Origin of the sequence: Plantactinospora mayteni, assembly GCF_016862935.1 — a bacterium.
In the GTDB taxonomy this organism is placed as follows: Bacteria; Actinomycetota; Actinomycetes; order Mycobacteriales; family Micromonosporaceae; genus Plantactinospora; species Plantactinospora mayteni.
In genome coordinates, this window is sequence record NZ_BONX01000023.1 from 513680 (window position 1) to 540645 (window position 26966).

At 72.0% G+C, this 26966-nt stretch carries 17 protein-coding genes; 3 read left to right on the forward strand and 14 right to left on the reverse strand.

Translation table 11 applies throughout. From position 1 onward, the window contains the following. Positions 1-47: 47 nt before the first annotated feature. From Pma05_RS18360 to Pma05_RS18385, 6 genes are all read right to left on the reverse strand, one after another. A complete protein-coding gene (locus Pma05_RS18360; RefSeq protein ID WP_239312547.1) occupies positions 48-1028 on the reverse strand; it encodes a hypothetical protein in 981 nt (326 codons plus the stop codon). 134 nt (positions 1029-1162) lie between these two features. Further along, complete coding sequence (locus Pma05_RS18365) at positions 1163-1927, reverse strand: SAM-dependent methyltransferase (protein WP_203858620.1); 765 nt, start codon at positions 1925-1927, stop codon at positions 1163-1165. Beyond that, positions 1924-3024, reverse strand: coding sequence for a helix-turn-helix domain-containing protein (locus Pma05_RS18370; protein ID WP_203858621.1), 1101 nt, complete (start codon positions 3022-3024; stop codon positions 1924-1926). The genes Pma05_RS18365 and Pma05_RS18370 overlap by 4 nt, the downstream gene beginning before the upstream one ends. Positions 3025-3319: 295 nt before the next feature. Continuing rightward, a complete protein-coding gene (locus tag Pma05_RS18375; RefSeq protein WP_239312549.1) occupies positions 3320-9298 on the reverse strand; it encodes a type I polyketide synthase in 5979 nt (1992 codons plus the stop codon). A gap of 67 nt (positions 9299-9365) precedes the next feature. Further along, the gene (locus tag Pma05_RS18380) at positions 9366-10349 is read right to left on the reverse strand and encodes an RnfABCDGE type electron transport complex subunit D (RefSeq protein ID WP_239312551.1); all 984 of its coding nucleotides are present in this window, start codon (positions 10347-10349) and stop codon (positions 9366-9368) included. Between the two features lie 5 nt (positions 10350-10354). Continuing rightward, a complete protein-coding gene (locus tag Pma05_RS18385; RefSeq protein ID WP_239312553.1) occupies positions 10355-12235 on the reverse strand; it encodes a CRTAC1 family protein in 1881 nt (626 codons plus the stop codon). A 283-nt stretch (positions 12236-12518) separates the two neighbouring features. Here Pma05_RS18385 and Pma05_RS18390 point away from each other — a divergent pair, with 283 nt between their 5' ends. After that, positions 12519-12992: an acyl-CoA thioesterase gene (locus Pma05_RS18390; protein ID WP_203858739.1), complete on the forward strand. Its 474-nt coding sequence runs from the start codon at positions 12519-12521 to the stop codon at positions 12990-12992. 264 nt (positions 12993-13256) lie between these two features. Here the strand turns inward: Pma05_RS18390 and Pma05_RS18395 are convergent, their stop codons facing one another. The 3 genes from Pma05_RS18395 to Pma05_RS18405 are packed head-to-tail and all read right to left on the reverse strand — an operon-like array spanning position 13257 to position 17137. Continuing rightward, entirely contained in the window at positions 13257-14765 is a 1509-nt protein-coding gene (locus Pma05_RS18395) for an ABC transporter substrate-binding protein (RefSeq protein WP_203858624.1), read from the reverse strand. Beyond that, a complete protein-coding gene (locus Pma05_RS18400) occupies positions 14762-16372 on the reverse strand; it encodes a peptide ABC transporter substrate-binding protein (protein ID WP_203858625.1) in 1611 nt (536 codons plus the stop codon). Before Pma05_RS18400 ends, Pma05_RS18395 begins: the two co-directional genes overlap by 4 nt. Before the next feature lie 45 nt (positions 16373-16417). Next, on the reverse strand, positions 16418-17137 hold the full coding sequence (locus tag Pma05_RS18405; protein WP_203858626.1) for an SRPBCC family protein: 720 nt from the start codon (positions 17135-17137) through the stop codon (positions 16418-16420). A 250-nt stretch (positions 17138-17387) separates the two neighbouring features. Between Pma05_RS18405 and Pma05_RS18410 the strand changes: the two genes are divergently transcribed. Together Pma05_RS18410 and Pma05_RS18415 are read left to right on the forward strand one after the other, a co-directional pair. Continuing rightward, entirely contained in the window at positions 17388-18863 is a 1476-nt protein-coding gene (locus Pma05_RS18410) for an ABC1 kinase family protein (RefSeq protein WP_203858627.1), read from the forward strand. Further along, a complete protein-coding gene (locus Pma05_RS18415; protein ID WP_203858628.1) occupies positions 18860-20344 on the forward strand; it encodes an LVIVD repeat-containing protein in 1485 nt (494 codons plus the stop codon). Before Pma05_RS18410 ends, Pma05_RS18415 begins: the two co-directional genes overlap by 4 nt. Before the next feature lie 28 nt (positions 20345-20372). Here Pma05_RS18415 and Pma05_RS18420 read toward each other — a convergent pair whose 3' ends face one another. From Pma05_RS18420 to katG, 5 genes are all read right to left on the reverse strand, one after another. After that, the gene (locus Pma05_RS18420; RefSeq protein WP_203858629.1) at positions 20373-21665 is read right to left on the reverse strand and encodes an MFS transporter; all 1293 of its coding nucleotides are present in this window, start codon (positions 21663-21665) and stop codon (positions 20373-20375) included. Between the two features lie 251 nt (positions 21666-21916). After that, positions 21917-22240, reverse strand: coding sequence for a hypothetical protein (locus tag Pma05_RS18425; RefSeq protein WP_203858630.1), 324 nt, complete (start codon positions 22238-22240; stop codon positions 21917-21919). A 112-nt stretch (positions 22241-22352) separates the two neighbouring features. Continuing rightward, positions 22353-23792, reverse strand: coding sequence for an MFS transporter (locus tag Pma05_RS18430; RefSeq protein ID WP_203858631.1), 1440 nt, complete (start codon positions 23790-23792; stop codon positions 22353-22355). Between the two features lie 181 nt (positions 23793-23973). Further along, a complete protein-coding gene (locus Pma05_RS18435; RefSeq protein ID WP_239312601.1) occupies positions 23974-24312 on the reverse strand; it encodes a YciI family protein in 339 nt (112 codons plus the stop codon). A gap of 217 nt (positions 24313-24529) precedes the next feature. Further along, positions 24530-26743 carry a catalase/peroxidase HPI gene (gene katG / locus Pma05_RS18440; protein ID WP_203858633.1) on the reverse strand — a complete coding sequence of 738 codons (2214 nt, stop codon included), beginning with the start codon at positions 26741-26743 and terminating at the stop codon, positions 24530-24532. Positions 26744-26966: the final 223 nt, after the last annotated feature.

The following is a 26966-nucleotide window of genomic DNA, read 5'->3' on the forward strand; positions in this document are numbered from 1 at the left end:
GGTCGGTTCCGTGCCGGGGACCGGGGTCGGTTCCGTGGTCCGGACCCTCAGTTCCACGGCATGGAGGGGAACCAGATGAGATCGAAGCGGGCGAGCAGGCGGACGTCCCAGTACAGCAGCGTGAAGCTTCCGGCCACCAGCAGCGCGGCGCCGGTCACCGTCGCGACTCGGCCGGGCCGGGCGGTCAGCCAGCGTCCCAGCCGGCCGCCCATGGCGTACGCCAGCACCAGCAGCAGGACCGCCACCACCACCATGTTGCCGACCGACTGGAGGACGAACGCGATCGCGCCGTAGAGCGGGTTGTGGCTCTCCGCGGCGTCCCGGAACATCATCCGGAACAGCGGGAACGGGCGACCGATCAGGAAGGCGCCGATCAACGCCCCCAGCACCAGCGGGTAGGCGCCGGGGAAGCGGGCGGAGACCCGGGCCAGCGGGTCCGGCAGCACACCCACCGCGGCCAGCCCGAGGTAGATCAGGACCACCCCGATCAGGCCGAACACCACCATGGACTGGATCAGCCGTGGCGGCAGACCGGCGCCCGTCGAGGTCGGCGCGGTCGAGAACTGCGGCATCCGGGTGCCGACCAGGGCCGCGATCGCACCGTACGTGGCGGAGACGGCCACCATGCCGGCCGTGATCCAGCCCAGCGGGCGCAGGGTGGCGGCGAGCCGCTGCCGGACCGACCGGCCCTCCCCGAGCACCGGCGCCATCGCACCGAAAACGGCGATGTTGCAGGCCGTGAAGGTGCCGGCCAGCCCGCTGACGAAGGCGAAGAGGATACCGGCCGTGACGCCGGTGATCGGGGTGTCCCGGGCGTCGTGCCCGAGCAGCCCGTCGGCGACCGTGTCGCCGATGACGCTGTCGACGAAGTGCGCCGACCAGACCACCGTCAACGCGAAGCCGGCCAGCACGCTGAGCACGATGACCAGGACGCGGCGCCGGGGAGACAGGTCGCCGCCGGGTGTCGCCGGGGCGGGGCTCGGCCGTACCGGGGTCGGCCGGGGCACCACGAGCTGTGGTTCGGACATCTCCACTCCTTCCAGGCAATGACGTACCCGCTGACGCGGGCATGGGCATGGGCGAGGGCCGGGGCGGGGCGGGCCCGGCCCGGTGGCCGTACGGGTGCGGGTCGACTGTGGACGGGGTGGGGGTGGGGCAGGGGTCAGCCGGCGGCCCTGGCGCGGAGCACGGTCCGGGGACTGTCCAGCTCGTACGGCGTACCGGCGAGATCGCCCCAGGCGTCGACCTCGGTGAACCCGACCGACCGGAGTGCGGCCACCAGCTCGGCGACGGTGTAGAGCCGCAGCGAGTACTCCGCCCGGTGCGTACGACCGTCGTGCCGCCACCGCAGGACCTCGTGCCACCGCCCCGTGTACGGGTCGTACGACCGGTCACACTCGACGGTCGTACCCGCACGGTCGAAGGAGATCCGCCGATCGGCACGTACCATCCGATCCCGGTTCTCCGTGTCGAGCAGCAGCGTCCCGCCCGGCCGCAACGCGCGCCGGACAGCGGCGAGCGTCGGCTGGTGATCGGACTCCGGCGCGTACCCGAACGCGGTGCCCATGTTGAGCACCACGTCGAACCGGTCGGCGTGGGCCAGGTCCCGCATGTCGGCGTGCACGAACTCGATCCGCACCCCGGCCGCGTCGGCCGCGGCCCGGGCATGGGCCAACAGCGCCGCGGACCCGTCCAGGCCGACGACCTCGCAACCCCTCGCCGCCAGCGGAACGCTCAGCCGGCCCTGGCCGCAGCCGAGGTCCAGCACCCGGGTTCCCGGGGACAGCTCGACGGCGGTGTCCAGCGCGGCCAGTTCCGCGCGGGTGCGCTGCTCGGTCAGGATGCCGCCGACCAGCCGGGGATACTCCGGATCGGCGAAGAAGGCACGCCACTGCCGGGCCGCGTCGGCGCGCTCGGTGACCGTCATGCCGGCTTGCGGAGTCGGGTGACCGACTGCTGCCGGTTCCGCCCACCGGGCAGCCCCGCCCCGGGCGGCGCGTTTCCGGTCCGACCGGTCCGCTGGCGCGGCATCTGCGCGGGCCGGTTGACCGCCTCGGCCTGGTGGCGGCGACGGAACTCCGACGGCGCGACCGCGAACCAGCCCTTGAAGGTACGTTCGAAGTGACTCAGGTCGCGGTAGCCGACGGAGTGGCAGATCACCGTCACCGGCTCGTCGGTCTCGGCCAGCAGCGTACGGGCCTGACTCAGCCGCAGCATGGTCAGATAGTCGATGAAGCGGCGGCCGGTCTGGGCCTTGAAGCTGCGGGAGAAGTGGTAACGGCTGATGTGTGCCTCCCTCGCCACCACGTCCAGCGAGAGTTCGCTGTCGTCGTAGTTCTCCCGCATGTAGGCGACCGCCCGGGTGATCGCGTCGGAGAGTTGGCCGTTCCACGGCCGGGGCGCGGCCACACTGCCGTCCGCCCACTGCGCGTCGGCCGGCTCGGCGGTGCCGGAGGCCGATCCCACGTCCTGCGGCCGGTCCTGGAGCCGGCCGATGAACCAGATCAGCTCGTCGAGCAGGTCGACGAGCCGGGCCCGCAGTCGGGCTCCGGTGAGCTGGTACCCGTCGACCAGCGAGGCGAAGTCCACGTCGGTCGCGATCAGGTGGGTGGGAATGACGACTCCGCGCAGCGCCCCCACCACGGTCCGCAGGTGTTCGAGTGCCTGCGAGTTGTAGGTGCCGCAGGTGGCCATCAGCGCGACCGGCTTGCCGGCGAGATGACCGGCGTTGAGATGGTCCAGCGAGGCTTTCAGCACGCCGGAGTAGGAGTTGTGGTAAAGCGGCGTCACCAGTACCAGCGCGGCGGCCCCGTTGGCCAGCTCGCGCAGTTCGCCGGGGCCCGCCTCCACCGGGCGTCCGCAGCCCGGCGCCCCGCTGTCCGAGCCGGCGAACCACCGGACCGGCTGTACGCCCATCGTGGACATCACGTCGGCGGTCGCTTCGAGCAGGGCCCTCGATCGGGACGGTTCCGCCTGGCTGCCGCCGATCAGCAGCACGGTCGGCCGGTCACCATTTCGTTCCATCACACCTGTCTCCCCTGGATATCGCCGGCTGGATTCTGTGGTACGAGGACGATCGACAACGGCGGTGGCCGGTCGTCGTACTCCTCTCGGCTCCTGGTCGGGCTGGTCGTGGTCGGTCGGGCCGGCCGTGGCGCACGTCGCCCGGCTACGGCTCCGCGTCGTCCTCGGCTCCTCGTCCTGGCCGGGACAGTCGACTCGTCGTGGCCGGGACAGTCGACTCGTCGTGGCCGGGACAGTCGACGGAAATGTGGTCGGCGGAGAGTCATCGGTCAGCGGGCTGTCGGGTGCCGACCCGTCACGGTCGGATGTCGGGCCGACTCTCCTCGACGCCCACCTGCCCGCCGTCGGGCAACGCGGCGTCGGGCAATAGGGCACCGGGTAACGCGGCGTCGGGCAACACAGCGTCGGGTAACGCGGCGTCGGGCACCACGGCGTCGGGCAACACAGCGTCGGGTAACGCGGCGTCGGTCGACACAGCCAGCCCGAGCGGTGCGGCGACGCCGTCCAGCCGCGTCACGACGGTGGCCACCCGCCACCGGCCGGCCCGCAGCACGACCCAGCCGTCCGCCTCGGCGTGTTCGCGCACGAGCGGCACCGGGCCACCACCCGCACCAGCCTTGGTCAGGCACTCGGCCGCGGTCCAGACCCGGGTGGCCGCCTCGTCGAAGCCGCCGGGGCCCTGCCGGGCCAGTTCGTCGGCGAGGCCGAGGCGTTCGTCGCCGAGCATCCCGCGCCAGGTGTCCCGGTCGCGGGACTCCACCGGCTCGATGTCGGCGGCGACCGGTCCCGCAGCGTGCACGGCCAGGGTGAACCCGGATCCGTGCGCGGTGGAGACCTCGCCGTCGCCGTCGACCTCGGGTCGGCCGTCGGGCCGGTACCGGAGCACCGCCGCCGGGCCGAGCAGCGAGGCCAGCGCGGCGGCGCTGCGGCCCCGCCGGGCCTGCCCCGCGTCGTCGCGGTGCAGGGCCAGACCCGACACGGGCAGCCCGAGTTCGCCGAGACGACGTTCCAGGTACGGCACCGCCAGGGCCGGCGGCCACCGGTCCGGTACCGGCAGCGGCTCCACCGCCCGGAGTTCCAGGTCCCGCCAGACCTCGTACGGCCGACCCCGCTCGTCGAGTACCGCCAGGTCGAAGCGAAGGGTCGTACGGTCCGAGTACCGCTCCACCGCCACCACGCGGGCCGGCCCGGTACGTGGCCGGGCGACCAGGTCGATCCGGCCGATCGATCGCGGCAGTACCCGACGGTGCGGCACGCTCGCCTGGGCCGCGTGCAGGAAGGCGTCCCGGGCGCCGAAGTCGCCGAGCAGCAGCGTCGACGAGAGGTACGCCCCGAACCAGTCCGCGTCGTCGTCCACCGCGATCTCGGCGACCGCGCGCCGGGCCCGCAGCTCCGGATAGTGGCGTACCCGACGGAACCGGGGGCCGTGGAAGAGCAGCCCGCCGTACAGGCCGTCGGGTAGCTCTCCCTCGGCCGTGGGTGTGTTCGGCAGCAGGGTGGCGGCCTCCGGGAAGACGTCCCCCGTCGGCTCGTCGAATCGGCAGACCGCCCGGAAGTGGTCGACGCCGTACGAGGTCTCGTCGCTACGGACGGCGAGCCGCACCACGTCGCCCTCCCGGAGCGCGGCGAGGCGGATCACCCGGCCGCCGTCCACCGGGACGGTGATCGGCCGAGGCAGCTCGACGTCGCTGATCGCGGTGACCGGCCGCCCGAAGAGCGCGCCGGCCGCCTGGGCCATCGCCTCCAGTCCGAGTACCGCGGGCACCAGCGGCACCCCGGCGAGACTGTGGTCGGCCAGGTATCTGTCGGTGGCCAGCGACAGGGTCGTCTCGGCGACCAGTTCCACCCCCGGATACCAGATCAGCGGCTTGTCGAGGAAACGCAGCAGCGGCAGGTCGCCGCCGTCCAGCGGAAGGGTCGGCAACTGGCCGTACCGGCCGGTGACGACGACCGAGACCGGCAGTTCGGGGTCGTCGACGATGTCCCGGCACAGCGCCACGCCCTCGTCGAGGCCGATCGGGCTGACGCCCCGGCGCAGCATCGACTGGAGCAGCCCGAGCCGCTCGCCCATCCCGGCGCCGGACCAGACTGACCACTCGACCACCCGGCACCGGCAGTGCGGCAGCCGCCGGGCGGCCTCCTCGACGTCGAGCCGGAGCCAGTCGTTGGCCAGCGCGTAGTGCGCCTCCCCCGGCATTCCGCCGGCGCCGATGATCGAGCCGAACGCGAGCAGCAGGCGCAGCCGCCCCGGGTCCAGTTCCGCCAGCAGGTGCGCCAGCCCGGCGGACTTGGGCCGTACCGTCCGGTCGACCGTCTCCGGGGTGACGTCGGCGAGCCGGGCCGGCTCGTTCACCCCAGCGGAGTGCAGTACGGCGGTCGGCTCGCCCAGCTTGTCACGTACCCGGGCCACCGCCGCCCGTACCGCCTCGGCGACCCCGGCGTCGGCCTGGACGTACTCGACGGTGTGGCCGGCCGCCCGGAACCGCGCCACGGTCGCCGCCACCTGTGGATCGTCCGCCGCCGACCGGCCGAGCAGCGCCACCCGCGCGCCCGAGGAGCCGGCAAGGGCGAGCGCGCACTCGGCGCCGATCCCCTTGCCGCCACCGGTCACCAGCAGCACGTCGTCGCGGCCGAGGTACGGGTCGGCGGGCCGGGGCCGAACGGCCCGCAGCCGGGGCACCTCGCGCCTGGTCAGGGCGGGCAGCCGCAGTTCGGCGAAGCCGGCACCGGTCTCCGCCTCCAGCCGTGCGGCGTGCAGCAGCTCCGGCAGATCGGCCGGCTCGCCGTCGGGTAGTTCGACGAGCCGGACCGGCAGGCCGGGCAGCTCCAGGGAGAGCGTCTTCACGAATCCGGCCGCACCGGCCCGGTGCACGACGGCGATCCGGTCGCACCGCCCGGCGTCGAGCGCCTCGTGCGCCACCGCCACCAGCAGTCGGGCGGTCGCCGCGTTCCGGCCGGGTCCGACGAGCACGGCCAAGCCGCGCGCCGTCGCCGCCGGATCACCCTCGGCCCCGACGGTCCCCTCGGCCCCGGCGGTCCGCTCGGCCCCGTCCGCTCCGAACGCCGTCCGCATCGCCGTGGCCCACCGGTCGTCCTCGTCGGCCATCACCCGCCATCGGGTGGGTACCCGGTCGGTGCCGGGGCGGGCGGCCGGCTTCCAGACCGGCTCGAAGACGCGGATCCAGGGCGCCACGCCCGCCACGATCGCCCCGTCGGCGCCGTCGTCCGGTTCGGAGTCGGCCAGTACGGCGGCAAGCTGGCTGAGGGTGGCATCGGCGAACTGGGTCGGATCCAGCAGTGGTCGTACGCCCAGCAGGCCGGCGGCGTCGGTGGCGATCTGCGCCACCGTGATCGAGTTCAGGTGCAGGTCGGTGAGGAGCCGGCTCGGGGCGGTGACCGCCTCCATTGGCAGCTCCGCCCGGGCCGCGACCAGCTTGCGCAGCACCCCGAGCGGATCCGTCCGGCCCGACGCGGCGACCTCGGCGTCGACTCCGGCGGTCGCCGGCTCGGCCGGTACGTCGGTACCGGGCCGGCTGCGCGGCAGCCCCGGTCCGGCACCGGCGTCCTGGTCCGGGGCCTGTTCACAGGGGTTGCCGAGAAAACGGCGCGGCCGTAACGCCGGCTTGCGGCCGGGCGTCCGGCCGGCGGCGAGGGCGGACAGCTGGACCGGCGCACCGGCCACGAAGGCGGCGGCCACCACCCGGAGCAGCGGGGCCAGCTGCGGCCCGGCCGCGTCGGTGGCCAGGGCCGACCGGCCGGAGGCGGCGGCCAGCGTGCCGAGCAACCGTCCCGGCCCGACCTCCACCAGCAGGTCGAGCGGGCCCGCGGCCCGCAGCGCGTCGGTGAACCGGACCGGTTCGGTGAGCTGCCGGACCAGCAGCTCGGTGAGGTCGGTGCCGGGCTCCAGGACCGCGCCGGTCACCGTGGAGACGACGGTACGGCGCGGCCGGGACAGGTCGAGTTCCTTCAACCGCTGGCACAGCGCCTGCCCGGCGGGTTCCATCATCGGCGAGTGGAACGCGTGCGACACCCTGACCGGGGTGGCTCCGATCCCCCGCTGTCGGGCCCGGGCGACCGCCTGCTCGACCGCGACCGCCGGACCGGAGACGACGGTACGCTCCGGCGCGTTGTACGCCGCGATGGTGGCCGCCACCCCGGCGACCAGCTCCCGGGCGGTGGCCGGATCGGTGGCCAGGTCGACCATGATTCCCGGCTCGCCCGGACAGTCCGCCATGGCCTGTCCACGGGCCCGGGCGAGCTGCACGACGTCGTGCACGCCGAGCACCCCCGCCCAGTGCAGCGCGGTCAGCTCGCCGAGGCTGTGCCCGACGGCGATGTCGGCCTCGATACCCAGCGCGGCCAGCACGGCGGCGCCGGCCACACTGGACGCGACGATGGCGGGCTGGGCGATCGCGGTGTGCCGCAGGTCCGGCCCGCCCTCCAGCCCGGCGACGATCTCGGCGACGGCCGGGAACCGCCGGGCCAGCGCCCCGCCGTCGAGGTAGGTGGGCGAGCCCTGCCCGGAGAAGAGGAACCCGATGCGGGGCCGCCCGGCGCCCTCGCCCAGCAGCACGTCGGTCCCGTCGGCGGTGGCGTCGCCGCGCAGCGCCGCGGCGAGTGCTTCCAGCCGCCCGGCCAGTTGCGCCGGGGTGGCGGCCAGTACCGCCGCCCGGACGGGCTGATCCGGTTCGACCGAGCCGGCCAGCTCGACGCCCAGATCGCCGAGCTGGCCGAAACTCAGCTCCGCCGCCACGTCGCGCAGCGCCTCGACCTGCCGGAGCAGCTCCGCCCGGTCGGCGCCGGCGAACGGGAACAGCTCCAGATCCTGCGCGGTCGCCGACAGCGAGCGCTCCCGGGCGGTGACGTCCCGGCGCCGGACGGCCCGGGTCCCCTCCAGGGTGAGATGGGTGTTGATGCCACCGAAGCCCATCGCGCTCACCGACGCGCGTAGCGGCTGCTCCACCGGCCACGGCCGGGCCTCGGGGAGTACCCGCAGCACCGCGTCGGGGCGGGTGAGTTCGGGGTGCGGTCGCTCGCAGCCGGTCGCCGGCGGCAGCACCTGCCGGTCCACCGCCAGCAGCGCCTTGATCAGCGCGGCGACCCCAGCCGCCGCCTTGGTGTGCCCGATGTTGGCTTTGATCGACCCGATCACGGCCGGGGTGGGCCGCCCCCCGCCGGCCCGGCAGGCGTCCCCGATCGTGGCCAGTTCGGTGGCGTCACCGACGGCGGTGCCCGTACCGTGGCCCTCGAACAGGGGTACCGAGGTGACCGGATAGCCCGCCCGCGCGTAGGCCCGCGCCAGCGCCAGCGACTGCCCACGCTGCTCGGGCCGGGTGATGCCGCCCCGGCCGTCCGACGAGATCCCCCACCCTCGTATCACACCGTAGATCCGGGCGCCCCGCTCCAGCGCGTCCTCGTACCGGGCCAGCGCCACCATGCCACAGCCCTCGCCCGGCCAGAAGCCGGCCGACCGCTCGTCGTACACCCGCATCAGGTCGGTGGCCAGCGCCCTGGTCTTGGCGAAGCCCACCAGCTCGAAGGGGTCGAGGCTCAGGTCGACGCCACCGGCGAGCGCGAAGTCGACATCGCCCCGGCCCAGCGCCTCGCAGGCGGTGGTGACGGCCAGCAGCGAGGAGGCACAGGCACCGTCGACGGTGTAGCCGCCCCCGCCGAAATCGAAGGTGTTGCAGATCCGCCCGGCGATGGTGTTGGACAGGCTGCCGCTCAGCGACTCCTCGCCGAACTCGGGGAACGGCGCCTTGAAGTCCCGCTCCAGCTCGTCGAGGAAGGTCCGGCGTGCCTCGTCGTCCCACCCGTGCCGGCCGAGGGCGTGGCTGACCTGCCGACGGACGTACGGCCAGCGCAGCCGGAGTACCGACGCGCGGGAGAACTCACCGGTCAGGGTGTTGCCCACCACCACCGCCGTACGGCTCCGCTCGAAGGCGAGGCGTTCGCCGTACCCGGCGTCGGCCAGCGCCGCGTCGGCGACGTCCAGCGCCAGCCAGTGCGTCAGGTCGGCCGACCGGTACGTGCCGCCCGAGATCCGGAATCGCACCCGGTCGAACTCGTAGTCCTCCAGCACGGCGGCGTACTCGGCGTAGATGGCGTCGGGCGTGCCCGGGTCGGCGGAGTGGTAGTCGGCCAGGGAGAGCCGCTCGCGGGGGATCCGGCGGAAGGAGCGGCGCTGGGTCAGTACGTTCTCCCAGAGCTCGTCCGGCGAGTCGGCCTCCGGATAGCGGCACGCCATCCCGACGACCGCCACCATGCCGCTCATGTCGGCACTCCGCTTCGCTCCGTGCCGTCATGAGGCACCACCGCCCTGCGCCAACTGATTCGCTCGCTCATACCACGGCCGCCTTCCGGTTGGGCAGCCCCGTAGCTGCGGATACCGGCGGACGGTCGTCCGGGGCGGGCACGCCGGGCTCGGGTGGAGCCGGCGGTGGGGGCTCCGCTCCGGTGGAGCGTTTGGTCAGCGCGGCGTACCAGAGCCAGCCGCCCCGGATCGCGCAGACCGCGGTGAGCGCGAAGAAGATGCCGTACGAGATGTGTGCCAGCATGAAGCCGGCGTAGGCGGCTGCCGTCGCGAGCCCGAACACGACCTGGTTGCGTGACGAGGTCGGCGTCGTACCGGGGTCGGTGATCATGTAGTTGGTGAACAGGATGAACGCCACCCCGGTCATCGGGGCCAGGGCGGCCAGGATCAGCGTGTCGGTGAAGAGTCCACGCAGCACCGCCTGAGCGGCGAAGCCGAGCACCCAGGCGGCGATCAGCGGCCACTTGCCGGTGAGCTGGGTGTTGAGCATGAGGCCGCCGGCCAGCAGCGCCAGCGGGATGATCCAGTCCAGGGCGTTCGAGGTGTTCGCGGTGAAGTGGTACGGCATCGCGATGCCGGTCGACGGATACATCACCAGTACCGCCGAGATGCCGACGTTGGACGGGTTGAGCACGTGCCGGAGGCGTCCGTTCACCGGCGCCCGTACCAGGTATTTGGCGCTGACCGCGATCACGGTGGCCAGTACGAAGGGCCACAGCCGGCTGCCCGGGTAGATCAGCAGGCCGATCGCCAGCGCGGCGATGTGCGCCGGTAGCAGGAAGTTGACCAGTTCCCGCCGGCCGCCGAGGAACGCCGGTCGGCGTCCCTGTGACCAGGCCTCCACCCATTCCAGCGCCATCGAGACGCCGTACGCGGTCGCCAGGGTCACCAGCGGGGTGATCCACGGCGATTCCAGGCCGAGCCAGACGTGGCCCAGCAGGGTGAAGATCGAGATCGTCAACGCGAAGCGTCTGAGCGCGGCGATGCGCTTGTCGACGGGTTGTTTCCCCACGGTGATCACTCCCCCAGAAGGATCGTCCATCGGCCCGGGCTCACCGTGACGTCACGGTGATGAAGCTGCCCCTGCCGGTCCCTCCAGTCGAGCCGCACCGTGAGTTGCCGGTCCCCGGGCAGGTCGCCGAGGCCGAAGTGCAGTTCCGGGCTCCGTACGCTGGAGTGGCCGTTGCCCCCGTCGACCTGGCCGACCATCCGCTGGCCGTCCGGCAGGAGCACGGTCGCCGTGGCGCCGATCGCCGGCGACCCCCGCACGGTGTTGCTCCCGGCTCCGGTGGTCGCCGTGGTGGGACCTGCGGGCGCACCCGCAGGAGGCAGCAGTAGTTTCAGGTTCAGGCTGGTGTCGCCGCTCTGGCCCCGGTTGACGAAGAGGTAGGAGTCCTCCCACTGCCGGGCCACGGCGAAGTCGAGTCGCCCGTCCCCGTTCACGTCGGCGGTCGCGACACCCCGGCTGGTGGTCTCGCCGCCGAGCCCGACCAGATCGCTGATGCTCCCCCACCGACCGTCGGTACCCCGGACGAAGAACGCGTCCTCGTCGCGGCCGGCGAGTTCCCAGCCCGGTGTGTGCCGCATCCAGGTCGGCAGGTGGTGCAGGACCTCGTCGTTGGCCATGGCCAGTTCGGCCACCTGTGGCCAGAGGTTGTGCTCGCCCTTGGTGAAGCCGGTGGTCTGGACCAGTTCGGGGGTGCCGTCGTTGTCGAAGTCGCCGAACTTGGCGTCCCAGCCCCAGCCGGAGCGGGCCAGCCCGAACTCCTCGCTGCGGTCCTCGAACGGGGCCGTCCCGGCGTTCATGTCGCCCACCCGGCCCGTGTTGCGCCAGGCGAAATGGCTTTCCATCAGGCCGAACTCGCTGGTGATGTTGCTGACGAACATGTCGGTGTGCCCGTCGCCGTCCATGTCGGCGAAGTCGATCGACATGCCCTTGAACGAGTCCTGGCCGAGCGCCTTGGACCGCGGGGTGGTCGCACCGCGCTCGCCGAGCAGCGGTTCGAGCCGGATCGCCCCGGGTGTCGAGCGGTTGAGATAGAACCGGTCCGGGCCGAAGTCGTTGGCGAAGTACAGCTCCGGCAGCAGGTCGCCGTTGAAGTCGTACGCCCCGATGGCCAGGGTCCAGGCCCGCTCCGCGTCCCTCGGCAGTACGCCCGGGACGTCGACGAACCGGACCGACCCCGGGTCGGAACCGCCGGGCCCGCCGAGCAGGAACCGCTTGGTCCCGCCGTTGTAGGCGCGGGACATCGAGTCCTGCATCTGCATCAGCGGGTCGTCGGTGGCCCGGGGGTCGAGCAGACGTGCCCCGTCCGGGAAGTAGTTGCCGACGACGAGGTCGAGGTGGCCGTCGCCGTCCACGTCCGTGCTGAGGATCGAGTCGGTGTACCAGCGCTCGACCGTCGGCATGACCTCCTGCCGGACGTACGCGCCGGGGCCTGTCGTGGGGTCGGCGGTGCGCAGGAACAGCACCGGGGTCCGGCCCCAGTAGTAGGTGACCAGGTCGAGCCGGCCGTCGCCGTTGAAGTCGCCGGGCAGGCAACCCATCGGGGCGGTGGCCACCGGGTCGTACGGCAGCGGCGCCGGATCGAGGACGAAGGAGGCGTACCGGGAGCCGCCCGCGACCGGGGCGACGGTGATCGTGTCGGTGCGCGGGTCGACGAGGCACTGGTCGTCGGGGAGCCCGTTGCCGTCGACGTCGCCGAGGGCGACCGCCGCGCCGAGCGCCGAGATCCAGGTCGAGATGTGCGCCACCCCGGGCGAGACCTGACGCCGCTCCTGCTCGCCACGGACGGCCAGCGAGGTCAGGTGCTGCCGGTCGAACGCGTAACGGCGGCGCAGTTCCTCGGTCTCGGGGAGCGCGGGCTCGGGAAGTCGGGTGGCGACGGTGGCTGTCACGATTACCGCCACCGCCAACCCCTGGGCAGCGAATTTGCGCAGTCTTCGGCCAATGAACATGCAGCGAGTCCTCTCAGCTACATTTTTCTGCCGACCTTCATCATCTTCTATGCCGCGCAGAGGTGTCAACCGGACGTAGCCACGAATTCACTTCAGCAATATTCGCGGCATCACCGCGACCCCTTGCGGCGATATAGGCCGTGACCACTGCGTTAATCGCGGTAGGCTACTTTGTAGACCAGACGAATCGGAGTAAACTATCATGATCAACTCCGCGGACCGGATGGCGGCCGACCGGTTGGAGCGTCGGCCCGCATTTGAGTACCGGCACGTGGTTTCGCTCGAAGAAACGAATGTCACGGGGAACGTATACTTTGCCAACTATCTCCGCTGGCAGGGTCAGTGCCGGGAGATGTTCCTGCGGGCCCACGCCCCCGAGGTGTTCCAGGCCGTGGACGGGCGGGCCACCATCGTCACCACCCGCTGCTCCTGCGAGTACTTCGCCGAGCTCTTCGCCTTCGACGAGGTGGTGCTCCGGATGCGGGCGGGTGAGCTGGTGCAGAACCGGATCACGCTGCTCTTCGACTACCTGCGCCAGCAGGACGGCCGGGAGGAGCTGGTCGCCCGGGGCGAGCAGCAGCTGGCCTGGATGGTCCGGGACGGCGAGCGCTTCCGGCCCGACCGGGTACCCCCGTCCCTGGTCGCCGCGATCGAGACCTTCATCAGCACCGCCACCGGCGCCGCCCCACGCGGATAACCGGGGCGGCGCCCGGCTCCTCGACCAGGAGCCCGGGGCGATGTACCCGGAACCGACCGCCGTGGCTCGGGCCCGGCACGCCGGGCCGGCGGCGTCGCGGCGGCGGGGCCGAGAACGGGAGGCCCGGCCGTGCACGGTCGAGGCTCCGACCAGCCGGCTGCCCGGCCCAGGTCGACCCGGGCCGGGTTCCGGTCCGGCGCGGGTGTGCGGCGGCGGTCCCGAAGCCGATCCGCGCGTCATGTCGCCACTACCCGCCGTGGCCGGTCATCGCACCTTCCGATCCCAGTCGTGCAAATACATAAAGCGGTTGGCCGACTGTTCCGGGAGTGCGGGCAGCAGCAGATCGGTACGCGCCGCGTCGATGACCACGGGGTGGAACAGAAATATCTGCGGGGCGTCGCGGACAATCCGCTCCAATGCGGTGTGGATCAACTTGCGCCGGGCGCCGGGGTCGATTTCCGACTGACTGGCGCCGAGAAGATCGTCCGCCTCTCGATCACGATAGGCGAATCGATTCCACCCCTTCGGGGTCAACATCTCCGAATGGTAGAGAGCATGCAGGAAAGCCGGATCGGGGTTCGGTACCAGCGCCAGCAGTACCGCCTCGAACCTGCGCGGTCGGACGTATTCCCGCAACAGTTCCGCCATCGGATGGGTGCTGACCCGTACGGCGATGCCGAGCCGCCGGAGGTCGTCGGCGATCCGCCCCGCCGCCCGCTCCTTGACCCGGTCACCGGCGACCGTACGGAGGGTGAACGCGAACCCCCGCCCGTCGGCGTCCCGCCGGACGCCGTCGTCACCCACCCGCCAGCCCGCCGCGTCCAGCAGGGCCGACGCGCGTACCCGGTCGTGCCGGTAGCTCGGGAGGTCCGGGTGGTACCACGGGCTGCCGGGCGCGATCGGGCCGTCGGCGACCCGGCCCTCTCCACCCAGCACCTCGCGGACCAGCCCGTCCCGGTCGATCGCGTGGCCGATCGCCTGCCGGACCCGTACGTCGCCGAACTGCCAGCTCTCCAGGTGGAAGCCGAGGTAGCTGAAACTCGCGTCGGTCGAGCGGACCAGCCGCACCTCCGGCAGGTCCCGTACGCCGTCGACCAGCTCCGGCGGCACTCCGGGCACGTAGTCGGCCTCGCCGAACGCCAGCGCCCGCAGCGCGGACTCGATGTCGGGAACCCGGCGCCACTCCACCTCGTCCATCGGCGGCCGGCCCAGGTGGTAGTCGCGCTGCGCGGCCAGTACCACCCGATCGGCAGTACGCCCGGCGAACCGGAACGCGGCCGAGCCGACCGGCGAGTCGTTGGCCGGATGCCCGGCCAGCGGCCGGCCGGCGAAGACGTGCCGGGCGACGACCGGTCGCCAGGCCAGGGCCGCCAGCAGCGGGGCGAACGGCTCCGGCAGCCGGACCCGCAGCACGTGCGGTTCCGGCGCCTCGAACCGCAGCGGCTCGCCGCCGACCAGGAACTCGGCCCGCCGCGCGCTGCCGCTGGCCGGGTCCAGGATCGACTCGAAGGTGAACACGGCGTCGTCGGCGGTGACCGGGTGCCCGTCGTGCCACCGCGCCGCCGGCCGGAGGAAGAAGTCCCAGACCAGCCCGTCGGGGCTGGCCGTCCAGTGGGTCACCAGCCGGCCGGGCACGTAACGCTGGTGCTCGTCGGTGAGCACCAGGTGGTCGAAGACGCGGTTCAGCACCTCACCGGTGGCCAGGTCCGCGTAGAGCAGCGGGTTGAGCACCGTGACGTCACTGGTGCGGGCGATGACCACGCGGCGGGTCACGAGTCACCCCAGTACCACTGCCAGGCGTTCCAGGTGACGTAGCAGCCGAAGACCCCGACCGGGCGGACCCCGCGCAGTGCGCGCTTGTGTGTGGTCCAGGTGCCCGGGAAGACCAGCGGGATCGCGGGCAGCTCCGCCGCCCAGACCTCCTGCTGCCGCCGCATCAGCGCGTACCGCTGCTCGACGTCCTCGGCCGCGGCGACCAGGTCGAGGAGCCGGTCGTTCTCGGCGGAGCGCCAGCCGCCGACGTTGATGCCGTACCACTCGCTGTCGTCGGGAATCTTCGAGGAGTGCCACAGCAGGTAGCCGTTGGTCTCCAGCCCCATCGACCAGGCGAACATCGCCAGGTGGGCGAACTTGCGGCGACGGATCGCCGGGAACGCCTCGTCCGGCGGCAGGAAGTCGAGTCGCAGCTCGACGCCCACCTCGGCCAGCCGCGCCGCGATCAGCCGCGCCGCCTCCGGCCGGGCCTGCGAGGCGACCCAACGACCGGAGCCGGTGGCCGGCCGGGTGGTGAGCAGCCGCAACTCCAGCGGCTCCCCGTCGGGCCCTCGGAGGCGTCCGTCGGGGTCCGGCCGGTAGCCGGCCGAGGCCAGCAGGTCGCGGGCCCGTCCCGCGTCGTACGGCCGGGCCGGTAGGCCGGCGTGGTGTGCCGGGTGCCGCGCCGGCAGCCAGGACCGGGCCGCCTCGGTCGCCCCGGGATACAGCACGCGGGCCACGGCGTCGACGTCGACGGCGTACCCGAGGGCCTCCCGGACCCGCCGATCGGCCAGCACCGGGTCGTCGAGGTTGACGGCGATGTGCTCCCACATCAGCGACGGCGTCTGGCGCACCTCGACGTGCGGGGCGGCCTCGGCGACCACGGCGGCGTGCTCGGCGGTGAACCCGGTCAGGTCGGTGACGTCGACCGTGCCGGCCACAACCGCGTCCCGCAGCTCCGCCGGGTTCGGGAAGAACCGGAAGTCGATCCGGCGCAGCCGTGGTTCGCCCAGCGGATGCGGACCGGCCCGCTCCACCGTGAGCTGTTCGCCGGGCAGCCAACGGGTGAGCCGGTAGGGGCCGTGGAACACCGGTGACCGGGCGAACCAGTGTTCGCCGCGCAGCTCGGACAGCCCGGCGCCGGCCAGCAGGTGCCGGGGCAGCACGGTGCCCCATTCCTCGTGGTGGGCGAACGGCTGGTCCGCCCGCCACCGCACGACGAGGGTGAGCGGCTCCTCCGCCGGTACGAACATCTCGTCGATGCTCTCGATGATCAGGTGGTGCGGGTACGGCGGCGGTGTGTCCCGCAGCAGCTCGTACGTGAACAGCGCGTCGTCAGCCGTCACCGGCCTGCCGTCGTGCCACCGTACGCCGGCGCGCAGCCGCCAGCGCTGCTCCAGCCGCCCGTCCGGCAGCCGGCGTACCTGTCCGTTGCGCGCCGACGGCAGCTCCTCGGCCAGCTCCGGCCAGGCCCGCCACCGGTCGTCGTAGCGGAACAGCTTCAACATGATGGTGCTGAGCACGGCCCAGGACGCGTGGCGCAGGCTGAAGTCCTGCACCAGCATGTCGGGCTCCTCCCCGAGCCCGACCACCACGGTCTCCGGGTCGATCGCCGGTCCCCCGCCCATCCCGTCCCTCCCCCTCGCCCGACCGCACGGCACTGCCGACGGCGGCTACACGGCACTGCCGAAGGTCAGCGGAAGATCGTGCCGTTCCTCGCCCCGGACCACGGAGAACATGGTGGTGTCGCCCGGCTGGTAGTCGCCAAGCAGCGCCCGCAGGCCACGGAAATCCTCCACCTTGCGCCCGTCCAGCGCGGTGACCACGTCACCGGCCCGCAGCCCGGCCTGCTCGGCCGGCAGGCCCGGCAGCACCTCCAGGAGCAGCACACCGCTGTCCGACGCGGCGCCGGGAGCGGCGGCGGCGCTGACGTACCGCAGCCCCATCCGCAGGCCCCGCCAGACCTGTGGGCGGATGTCCTCGCCCCGCTCCACCCACGCCTTGAGCACCTGGAGGTCGGTCGCCCAGCCGAGATCCATGCTCTCCCGCAGCCACTGCTCGTCCGGCTCGTCGGTGTACCCCTCCAGCAGCACGGACACCACGGTCCCGCCGTCACCCGGGGTGAGGTCGATGGTGTTGAGGTAGTGGAAGCTGCTGTTGTGGTTGAAGACCATGTTGTCCTGCACCAGCCGGCGCGGCGGGTCGACCACCAGGAAGGTGCCCGGCCGCGACGGGCCGTAGGCGTACTCGTACAGGAAGCAGCCGGACGGACGCAGGTCGAGGTGGGCGTCCGTGGTCTCCCACTGGTTCAGCTCACGGGGATCGGTCAGTGCGGACCAGACCCGTTCGCGGGAGGCGTCGATGGTCACCGAATTCAGAGACGAACGCTGCACTTGACCTACCCCCGATGGCGAGTTGGACAATTCAACGACCGCGACTCGCGGCGGCGCCCCCACAATTAGAGTCGACGGCGCGCGGGTACGCATCGCCGTTCATTGCTGAAGATGGCGCAAAATTTACCGGGCCGCATTTATTGCCGCACTATTTGCGGACACCCGCCGCCGATAATCTCCGAGAATACCGTGGAGATGGCGCTCGATTCCGCCGTACCGAGCGGACGGAAGCAATTCCGGAAGGAATCCCATGGCGATCGGTCAAGCATCTGCTCCAGCCGCGATCACCCCGGCTCCTGGTGCGCCCCTGGTCCTGGCCCGGGTGCTGTGCGTACTGGCCCTCGGGGTCGTCGCCGCCCCCGGCATCGCCCTCGGCGCGCTCGCCGTGCGCTGTGCCCGGGGTCGTACCGCCGCCCAGCGCTTCGCCGCACGGCGGACGGCCCGGGTACTGCAACGGCTCGGACCGGCGTTCGTCAAGGCCGGGCAGCTGGTCGGCACCCGGCGCGACCTGCTGCCGGCAGCCGTGGTCGAGGAACTCTCCGCCCTACAGGAGTCGGTCCGGCCGTTGCCCGAGCGGATCGCCCGGCGGGCGCTCGCCCAGGCGTACGGGACCGACCTGGACCGGATCTTCAGCACAGTGCGGTACGAGCCGGTGGCCAGCGGCAGCGTCGCCTGCGTCTACCGGGCGTCCCTGCCCAGCGGCGAACAGGTGGCGCTGAAGCTGCGGCGGCCCGGCGTCGCCCGGCGGATGGCCGCCGACCTGGCCCTGATCCGGGCGTTCGTCCGGCTCGGCGCCCGGCTGCCCGCACTGCGCGGGGTACCGGTCGTCGCGATGGTCGACCGGGTCTGCGAGGCGGTACGCGGCCAGCTCGACTTCGTCGGCGAGGCCGCACACCTCGACCTGCTCGGCCGGCACCTGGTCGGGCTGCCGGTGGCGCTGGTCCCGGCCGTACACCCGGAGTTGTGCCGGCCGACCTGCCTGGTCATGGAGTTCGTGCCGGACCTTCGGCTGGACGCGGCCCGGGACAGCGGTCGGCTGGCCCGGTCACGACTGGCGCACGCCACCCTGGACGTGGTCTTCGAGATGCTCTTCGTGAACGGCTTCGTCCACTGCGACCTGCACCCGGGCAACCTCTACCACCGCTCGGACGGCCGGGTGGTGGTGCTGGACGCCGGCTTCTGCGTCTGGCTGCCGGAGCGGACCCGCTGGCAGTTCAGCGAGTTCTTCTTCAACTTCGGCCGGGGCAACGGCCGCCGCTGCGCTGAGGTGGTCATCGCCAGCGCGGTGGGCCGGCGGCACGACAGCGACGAGCAGCGGTTCACCGCCGGCGTGGTCGACCTGGTCCGCCGGACCAGTCGGGTACCGGCCCGGGACTTCAGCCTGATCTCGTTCAGTGCCGAGCTGTTCGACCTGCAACGCGCCTGCGGCCTGTACGCCTCGCCCGACTTCATCTTCCCGCTCGTCTCGATCATGGCGCTGGAGGGGACGCTCCGCGAACTCGATCCCCACCTGGACTTCCAGGCCGCGGCCATGCCGACCCTGCTGCACGCCCTCGCCACCGGGCCGAGGAAACCGACAGGCACCCCGGGCGGCGGCACCGGGGTCCCGACCGGCGGCGCGGAGACCTCGAACGGCGCCACCGGCACTCCGACCAACAGCGCGGAGACCGCAACCAGCAGCGCTGAGACCGTAACCGGCAGCACGGAGAGAGGACCGACCCGATGACGGAACGAACCCGGCGGCGTACCCCGACCGCCGTGTGCGCGGCGCTGACCGTGACGGTTCTGCTGGGCGGCTCGGCCGCCGCCGCCCCGCCGACCGACCCGTACCCCGCCGACGACCCGCCCACCTCGGCGTCCACCCCGGCCGACGCGGCCGGCACGCCCCCGGACGGCGTGCCGCTACCGGACGAGATCCGGCACAGCCGGAACGTCCGGCACGTGGCAAACATGCCGCCGCGACCACCGTTCGACGCCCCGCTGGCCTTCGGCACGGACATCGCCTTCACCGGCCAGCACGCGATCGTGGGCAACTACGAGGGCTTCACCATCTACGACATCTCCCGGCCGTCCGCGCCACGGCTGGTCAGCCAGGTGCACTGCCCGGGCTCGCAGAACGACGTGTCGGTCAGTGGCAACCTGCTGTTCCTCTCCACCGACACGTCCCGCAGCGACGACTCCTGCGCCAGCGCCGCGCTGCCGGCGACCGAGCCGAACGCCTGGGAGGGCATCAAGATCTTCGACATCGGCGACAAGGCAGCGCCCCGCTACGTCGCCTCGGTCGAGACCGACTGCGGCTCGCACACCCACACCCTGGTACCCGACCGCCGGCGGGACTCGGTGCTGCTCTACGTCTCGTCGTACGGCCCGGACGCCGGCTACCCGGACTGCCGGCCGCCGCACGACCGGATCTCCATCGTCCGGGTGCCGCTGAGGAATCCGTCGAAGGCTGCCGTGGTGGCCGAGCCGGTGCTGTTCCCGCTGGGTGGGAACCCGGGTCGGCCCGGTGAGTTCCCCGACTACGTCGTGCCGACCAGCGGCTGTCACGACATCACCGTCTACCCGGAGCGGGACCTGGCGGCAGCCGCCTGCATGGGTGACGGCCTGCTGCTCGACATCAGCGACCGGCTCCGCCCCCGGGTGATCGACCAGGTCCGGGACGACGAGCACTTCTCGTTCTGGCACTCGGCGACGTTCAACCAGGCGGCGACGAAGGTGGTCTTCGTCGACGAACTCGGCGGCGGCATGGCGCCGGCCTGCACACCCGAGATCGGCCCCGAGCACGGCGCCAGCGCCGTGTACGACATCGTCGGGCGCGGCAGCCACCGGCGGCTGGTCAAACGGGCGTACTTCAAGATCGATCGGCCGCAGGACCCGACGGAGAACTGCGTGGCGCACAACGGGTCGCTCATCCCGGTACCCGGCCGCGACATCCTGGTACAGGCCTACTACCAGGGCGGCGTCGTGATCTGGGACTTCACCGACTCACGCCGCCCCCGCGAGATCGGCTACTTCGAGCGGGGCCCGCTGCCCCCGGACCAGATCCCGGCCGGCGGCTCCTGGTCGGCCTACTACTACAACGGCCACATCTACTCCAGCGACCTGCGGAAGGGGCTCGACGTGCTGGCCGTCGACGACCCCCGGACCGCTCCCGCCCGGTGGATCCGGCTGCCGGAGTTCAACGCCCAGACGCAACCGTCGCACTGAACCTTTGTCCGCCTGAACCGCATGGCGGTCAGGCACCGTGTCCGACCTTGGGGTCCGCCTGACCGCGAGGGGAGGTGGAGAGAGGTTCACCGGCGGTGACCGGGGGCGCGGGTGCCCGCTCCGCCCGCCGCCACACCAGCCGGAGCACCACCGCCACCATCGACACCACGGTCAGGACCAGGAACGCGACCGCCGGGCTGGAGGCGTCGGCCACCAGCCCGGCGGTCGGCTGCAACACCGCGATCAGCAGCGTCAGGAGCAGGCTCTGTAGGGACAGCACGGTGGCCCGGACGGTCGCCTCGAGCCGCCGGTTGAGCAGATCCGAGAGGATCGGCCGCAGGCAGCCCTGTAGCAGGCCGACCAGCACCATCATGGCGAAGACGACGCCCCACAGCGGCACCACCGCCATCAGGAGGAACAGTCCGCCGAACAGCAACGGCACACCGGTCAGCCAGGGCCCGCGTACGTCGCGCGGGATCACGTCGGGGCCGAGCCGGGATCCGGCGACACCGGCGAGCCGCAGCACCAGGAACAGCACCCCGAACCACGCGATCGGCACCCCGTGCGAGTCCAGGTAGGGCTGGAACAGCACGAACACCAGCAGCCAGGGGACCACTCCGAGTACGGCGCTGAAGAGCATGAGTGGCCGCAGGCCGGGCTGCCGGCGGACCAGGACCACGGCGTTCGCCAGGGTCCCGCGGTACGACGGCCGGCTCCCGCGCGGGGCGATCGGCGGTTCCCGAAGCGTGACCAGGAAGACCAGTGCCATCGCGGTGAACACGCTGGTCACCAGCAACGGCAACGGCAGCGCGATCACGGCGAGCAGGCCACCGGCCACGCTGGAGACTCCCTGGGCCAGTTGGACGATGGCGAACGACCGGCCCGCCGCCTTCTCGTACTCCGCCTCCCGGCCGGCCAACTTCAGGCTGTCGTAGAGCAACGCCATGTCGGCGCCGGACTGCAACGCCAGCCCCACCGACCAGACCAGGTACGCCGCGAGGATCAGCCAGTAGTCGCCGAGCACCGCGACGAGGGCGGTCCCCACGGCGACCAGTGCGGTGCCGAGTACCAGGCTGAACCGGCGCCCGAGCGTGTCGGCCAGTACGCCGGTCGGCACCTCGGCCAGGGCCGACACCAGCCAGGACACCCCGAGCATGATGGTGATCTGGGTGAGCGTGAGGTGCCGCTCGGTCTGCATGAAGACGATCCAGACCGGCATGAACAACATCAGGTTGGTGCAGCCCTGGTAGAGGTAGATCTTCCGAACGTTGGCGGCGTACCGGATGCCGTCCCCGGTACGCGAACCGGCCGTCTCTGTCATGGAAGCGTCGCCTTACTGGACGGGGTGCAGGGAGCCCACGTCCCGCGACGAATACGTCGGCGAAATGGCCCGCCGGGACGTCGGGGTGCCCGCCATGTTACCGCCGGCGTCGATCCCTCGACCCTGCGTTCGTTGCGCCGCTCATAATTGCGGAATGGCGGGTGGTCGACCGCACCCGAGGCAGAAAATAGCCATGGCAAAGCACGGGGAATCGCGGTCGCGACATGGCGACCGCGGTCCCCGATAAGCGGTCAGGAACGAAGCTTCTCGGCGGCCTGCCGGGCGACCGGGTCCCATTGGGCGGATTGCGAGACGGGCAGCCAGACCCAGTCCTTCATCGGCCGTCCTCCGGCCGGGTCGAAGGTCGTGGCGCCGTCCATGCCGGTGGCGGCGCCGTGCGCCGGGGTGCCGGCGCCGAGCTTGACCGCCACCCCGTCCTCGTGCAGCGCCACGATCGCCTTGCCGCTGTACTTCAGGCAGCGGAGCCCGAACATCCTGCCCTCGCTGAACCCGTCGTCCGCCAGCTCTGCGGCCAGTACGTCGAACGCCTGCCCCGCCTCGTCGACCTCTGCCATCTACACCTCGTCCTCTCTACTCCAGACCATCCCCGGGCGGTAGGCCCTGCTCGTCCCGCAAGTCCTCTCCGTTCCCCAGGCCGTTTGCTCTCGCCGGTGCTCTCGCCGGTGCTCAGCTCGCCTGCTGCGCGGTGGGCCGGGCGACCTCCGCAGGCGGAGTGGCGCGCTGCCCCGGCAGCAGCATCAGCGTCAGGACGGCGCCGACCAGCGCGACCACCGCACCGGTCAACAGCCCGACCTGGAAGCCCTCGGTCAGCGCGACCGCCTCGGCGGGCCCACTCGGGGTGGCCCCCGCCGCGAGGGCGATCAGGACGGCCAGACCCAACGCCCCGCCCATCTGTTGAGTGGTGTTGATCAGCCCGGACGCGAGGCCCGCCTCGTGCTGGGCGGCGGTCGCGGTGCCGGCGATCGTGACGCAGACGACGCCGAACCCGAGGCCCACCCCGACCAGCACGGCGGGCCCGAAGACGTCCACCAGGTAGCTGCCGTCCGGGGAGAGCTGGGCGAACCAGGCCAGCCCGACGGCCGCCACGAGCAGCCCGGCGGCCAGGGTGGGCCGGATGCCGTACCGGCCGATCAGCTTCGCCGCCAGCCAGCCCGCGGCCACGGCCATCGCCAGCGCCACGGGCAACTGCCCGAGACCGGCCTCGAACGGGCCGAAGTCGAGCACCTGCTGGAGATAGAGCGTCACGAAGAAGAAGAACGGGAAGATCGACGCCGTCATCAGCACCGCCAGGACGTTGGCGGCGCGCAGCATCGGCTGCCGGAAGATCCCCAACGGCACCAGCGGCTGCGCCGCCCGCGACTCGACGACCACGAACGCCGCCAGCAGTACGGCGGCGATCGCCAGCAGTCCGAGGGTCTGGGCCGACGCCCAGCCCGCGCGCGGCGCGCCGACGATCGCGTATACCAGGACGGTGAGGCCGGCGGTCACCGACACCGCGCCCAGCAGGTCGAACGAGCGACGGGCGCCCGCCAGCCGCCCGTCGGTCAGCAGGACCGGCGCCAACAGGATGGCCGCCAGACCGATCGGCACGTTGACCGCGAGCACGGCGGGCCAGCCGAGCCACTCGGTCAGGACGCCGCCCAGCATGAAGCCGGCGGCACCGCCGAGGCCGGACATGGCGCCGAAGACGCCGAGCGCACGGTTGCGTTCCGCGCCGGCGGAGAACATCGTCACCACCAGCGCCATCGCCGCCGGCGAGACCAGCGCCGCGGCAAGTCCCTGCACGCCACGGGCCAACACCAGCCAGAGCGCCGTCTGGGCCACGGCACCGGCCAGCGAGGCGGCCGTGAACAGCACCAGGCCGACCACGAACATCCGCCGGGCGCCGATCAGGTCGGCACCCCGGCCGCCGAGCAGCAGGAACCCGCCGAACGTCAGGGCGTACGCGTTGGTGACCCAGGCCAGATCCTCCGGGGCGAACCCCAGCTCGGTCTGGATGGTCGGCAGCGCAACGTTCATGATCCCGGAGTCGAGGGTCAGGACGAACTGGGTCGACGCCAGCAGGGCGAGTGCGAGCCCGAGTCGGGAACGCTGGGCGGTTGTCACCGGATCCTCCAACATGTCGGCTTCGGGCGGCCGGTGGCGGTCGCCGCGTCCCGGGACCGCCGCATCTGGATGTCCACGGGTCGGCCCCTCACAGGAATGTCGCGCCGGGAGACCCGAAATCGACGGCGGACCGGAACGGATCAGCGGTGGCCGCGCCGGAGCCCGGCGCGGCCACCGCCGGTCACGCGGCGCTCTCCCAGATCGGGCGCACCTCGGTGCCCGCCGCGGTCGGACACTGCCGAGCGATCTCGACGGCCTCGTCCAGGTCCTTGACATCGACCACGTAGAACCCGGACAGTTGCGCCTCCTGCTGCGCGAACGGGCCGTCGGAGGCGGCGAGCCCGTCCCCGGACGGCCGGAGCGTGACCGCCTCGCGCGAGTCCTTGACCGCCTCGCCGTAGTAGTCGATGCCGCGCTCCCGCAGCATCGTGGTAAACCTCCCATGCTCGGCGAGAGCCTCGTCGAGGGCCTCCTCGGGCACCGAACCCCAGTCGGTATCCCTCTCGAACAGCATGATCATGTATTTCACGGATCCACCTCACTACCTCGACGTGCCGGTCCTGAGGGCGCACGGCCCACTGAAGAGATGACGTCCGAGGAAGGCCGGAATCGACATCCGGCGGCGACGACCGGGCACAAAGCCTGCCGTCGACCTCTCGGCGATGCCGCCGCCGACCTTGGGCGGCGGCCGAAGACCTCCGGGCCGGCCGAGGTGCGGCCGACCCGGACATCGGGGATCAGGCGAGGTCGAACCGGTCGAGGTTCATGACCTTGTCCCACGCGGCGACGAAGTCACGTACGAACTTCTCGGTCGCGTCGAAGGTCGCATAGACCTCCGAGTTGGCTCGGAGCTGGGAGTGTGAACCGAAGACGAGGTCGACGGCGGTGGCGGTCCACCTGACCTCGCCGGTGGCGCGGTCCCGGCCCTCGTACACGTTCTCCGCCGACTCGGCCGCCTTCCACTCCGTACGCGCGTCGAGCAGGTTCACGAAGAAGTCGTTCGTCAACGTCCCGGGCCGGTCGGTGCAGACGCCGTACGGGGACTGCCCGACGTTGCCGTTCAACGCGCGCATGCCGCCGACCAGCACCGTCATCTCGGGGACGCTCAGGCCCAGCAGGTACGCCCGGTCCAGCAGCAGGGTCTCCGGCGACAGCTTCTCCCCGGCGCGCAGGTAGTTGCGGAACCCGTCGGCCCTCGGTTCGAGCACGGCGAAGGTGTCGACGTCGGTCTGCTCCTGCGACGCGTCCGTACGCCCCGGCGCGAACGGGACCGTGAGGTCGTGCCCGGCGTTCCTGGCCGCCTGCTCGACGGCCGCGCACCCGCCCAGCACGATCAGGTCGGCGAGCGACACCCTCCTGCCACCGGACTGCGCGCCGTTGAAGTCCTGCTGGACCCGTTCGAGCGTCCGCAGCACCGTGGCCAGCTCGGCCGGGTTGTTGACCTCCCAGTCCTTCTGCGGCGCGAGGCGGATCCGCGCCCCGTTGGCCCCGCCGCGCTTGTCGGTGCCGCGGAAGCTGGCAGCCGAGGCCCAGGCCGTACTGACCAACTGGGGGACGGAGAGGCCCGACTCGAGGACCTTGCCCTTGAGTGCGGCGATGTCCGCCTCCGTGATCAGCTCGTGGTCCACCGCCGGAACCGGGTCCTGCCAGAGCTGCGGCTCCGGAACCCACGGGCCGAGGTAACGCGAGACCGGCCCCAGGTCGCGGTGCAGCAGCTTGAACCACGCCTTGGCGAACGCCTCCGCGAGCTGGTCCGGGTTTTCCCAGAAGCGCCGCGCGATCGGCTCGTAGATCGGGTCGATCTTCAGCGCCAGGTCCGACGTCAGCATCATCGGGGCGTGCCGCTTCGACGGATCATGGGCGTCCGGCACGCTCCCCTCGGCCGAGGCGTCCTTCGGCTTCCACTGCTTCGCGCCGGCGGGACTCGTCGTCAGCTCCCAGTCGTACCCGAAGAGGTTGTCCAGGTAGCCGTTGTCCCACCTGATCGGGTTGTTGGTCCAGGCGCCCTCCAACCCGCTGGTCAGCGTGTCGGCACCCGTGCCGCTGCCGTACGAGTTCCGCCAGCCCAGACCCTGCTGCTCGACGGGGGCGCCCTCCGGCTCCGGGCCGAGGTACTGCGGGTCGACCGCACCGTGCGCCTTGCCGACCGTGTGGCCGCCGACGATCAGCGCCACCGTCTCCTCGTCGTCCATCGCCATCCGGCCGAACGTCTCCCGGATGTCCCGGGCGGACGCCAGCGCGTCCGGGTGGCCGGCCGGCCCCTCCGGATTCACATAGATCAGGCCCATCTGTACGGCGCCGAGCGGAGCCGCGAGTTGCCGGTCGCCGCTGTACCGCTCGTCGCCGAGCCAGGTGTCCTCCGGGCCCCAGAAGATCTCCTCGGGCTCCCAGATGTCCTCGCGCCCGAACCCGAACCCGAAAGTCCGGAAACCCATCGACTCGTACGCGCAGTTGCCGGCGAAGACCAGCAGATCCGCCCAGGAGATCTTGCGGCCGTACTTCTGCTTGATCGGCCAGAGCAGCCGGCGGGCCTTGTCCAGGCTCGCGTTGTCCGGCCAACTGTTGAGCGGCGCGAACCGTTGCGAACCGCTGCCCCCACCACCCCGACCGTCGGTGATCCGGTACGTGCCGGCGGCGTGCCAGCTCATCCGGATGAAGAGCGGCCCGTAGTGACCGTAGTCGGCCGGCCACCAGTCCTGCGACGTCGTCATCAGCTCGACGAGGTCCCGCTTGAGCGCGTCGACGTCGAGCTTCTTGAACTCCTCCGCATAGTCGAAGTCCTCGCCCATCGGGTTGGACCGGGGCGAGTGCTGGTGGAGAACCGAGAGGTCCAGCTGGTTCGGCCACCAGTCCCGGTTCGTCCTGGGCCTGGTCGCCTTGACAGTGGGTGCGGGGATCGAAGGGTTTTCGCTCTCGCTGACGCTCTCGGTCGCGTTCTTCTTGTCAGACACGTCTGTCCTTCCTGTCTCGGTCTGCTGACTTGTCGCTCTTGCTCTTGCTCTCGCACTCGCACTCGCTCTTGCTCTCGCGCTTGCGCTTGTCGCTTCGCTCCGAAGCTGTGCGCGTCTGTTGGGTCGAGCGCGCTTCGGAGCGCGCCACGGGCCCTCGGCTCGAAACGCCGTACCAGACCTGCGGTGGTCAGGGCGGGCGGCACCTCGTAGACCGCCGGGCGGG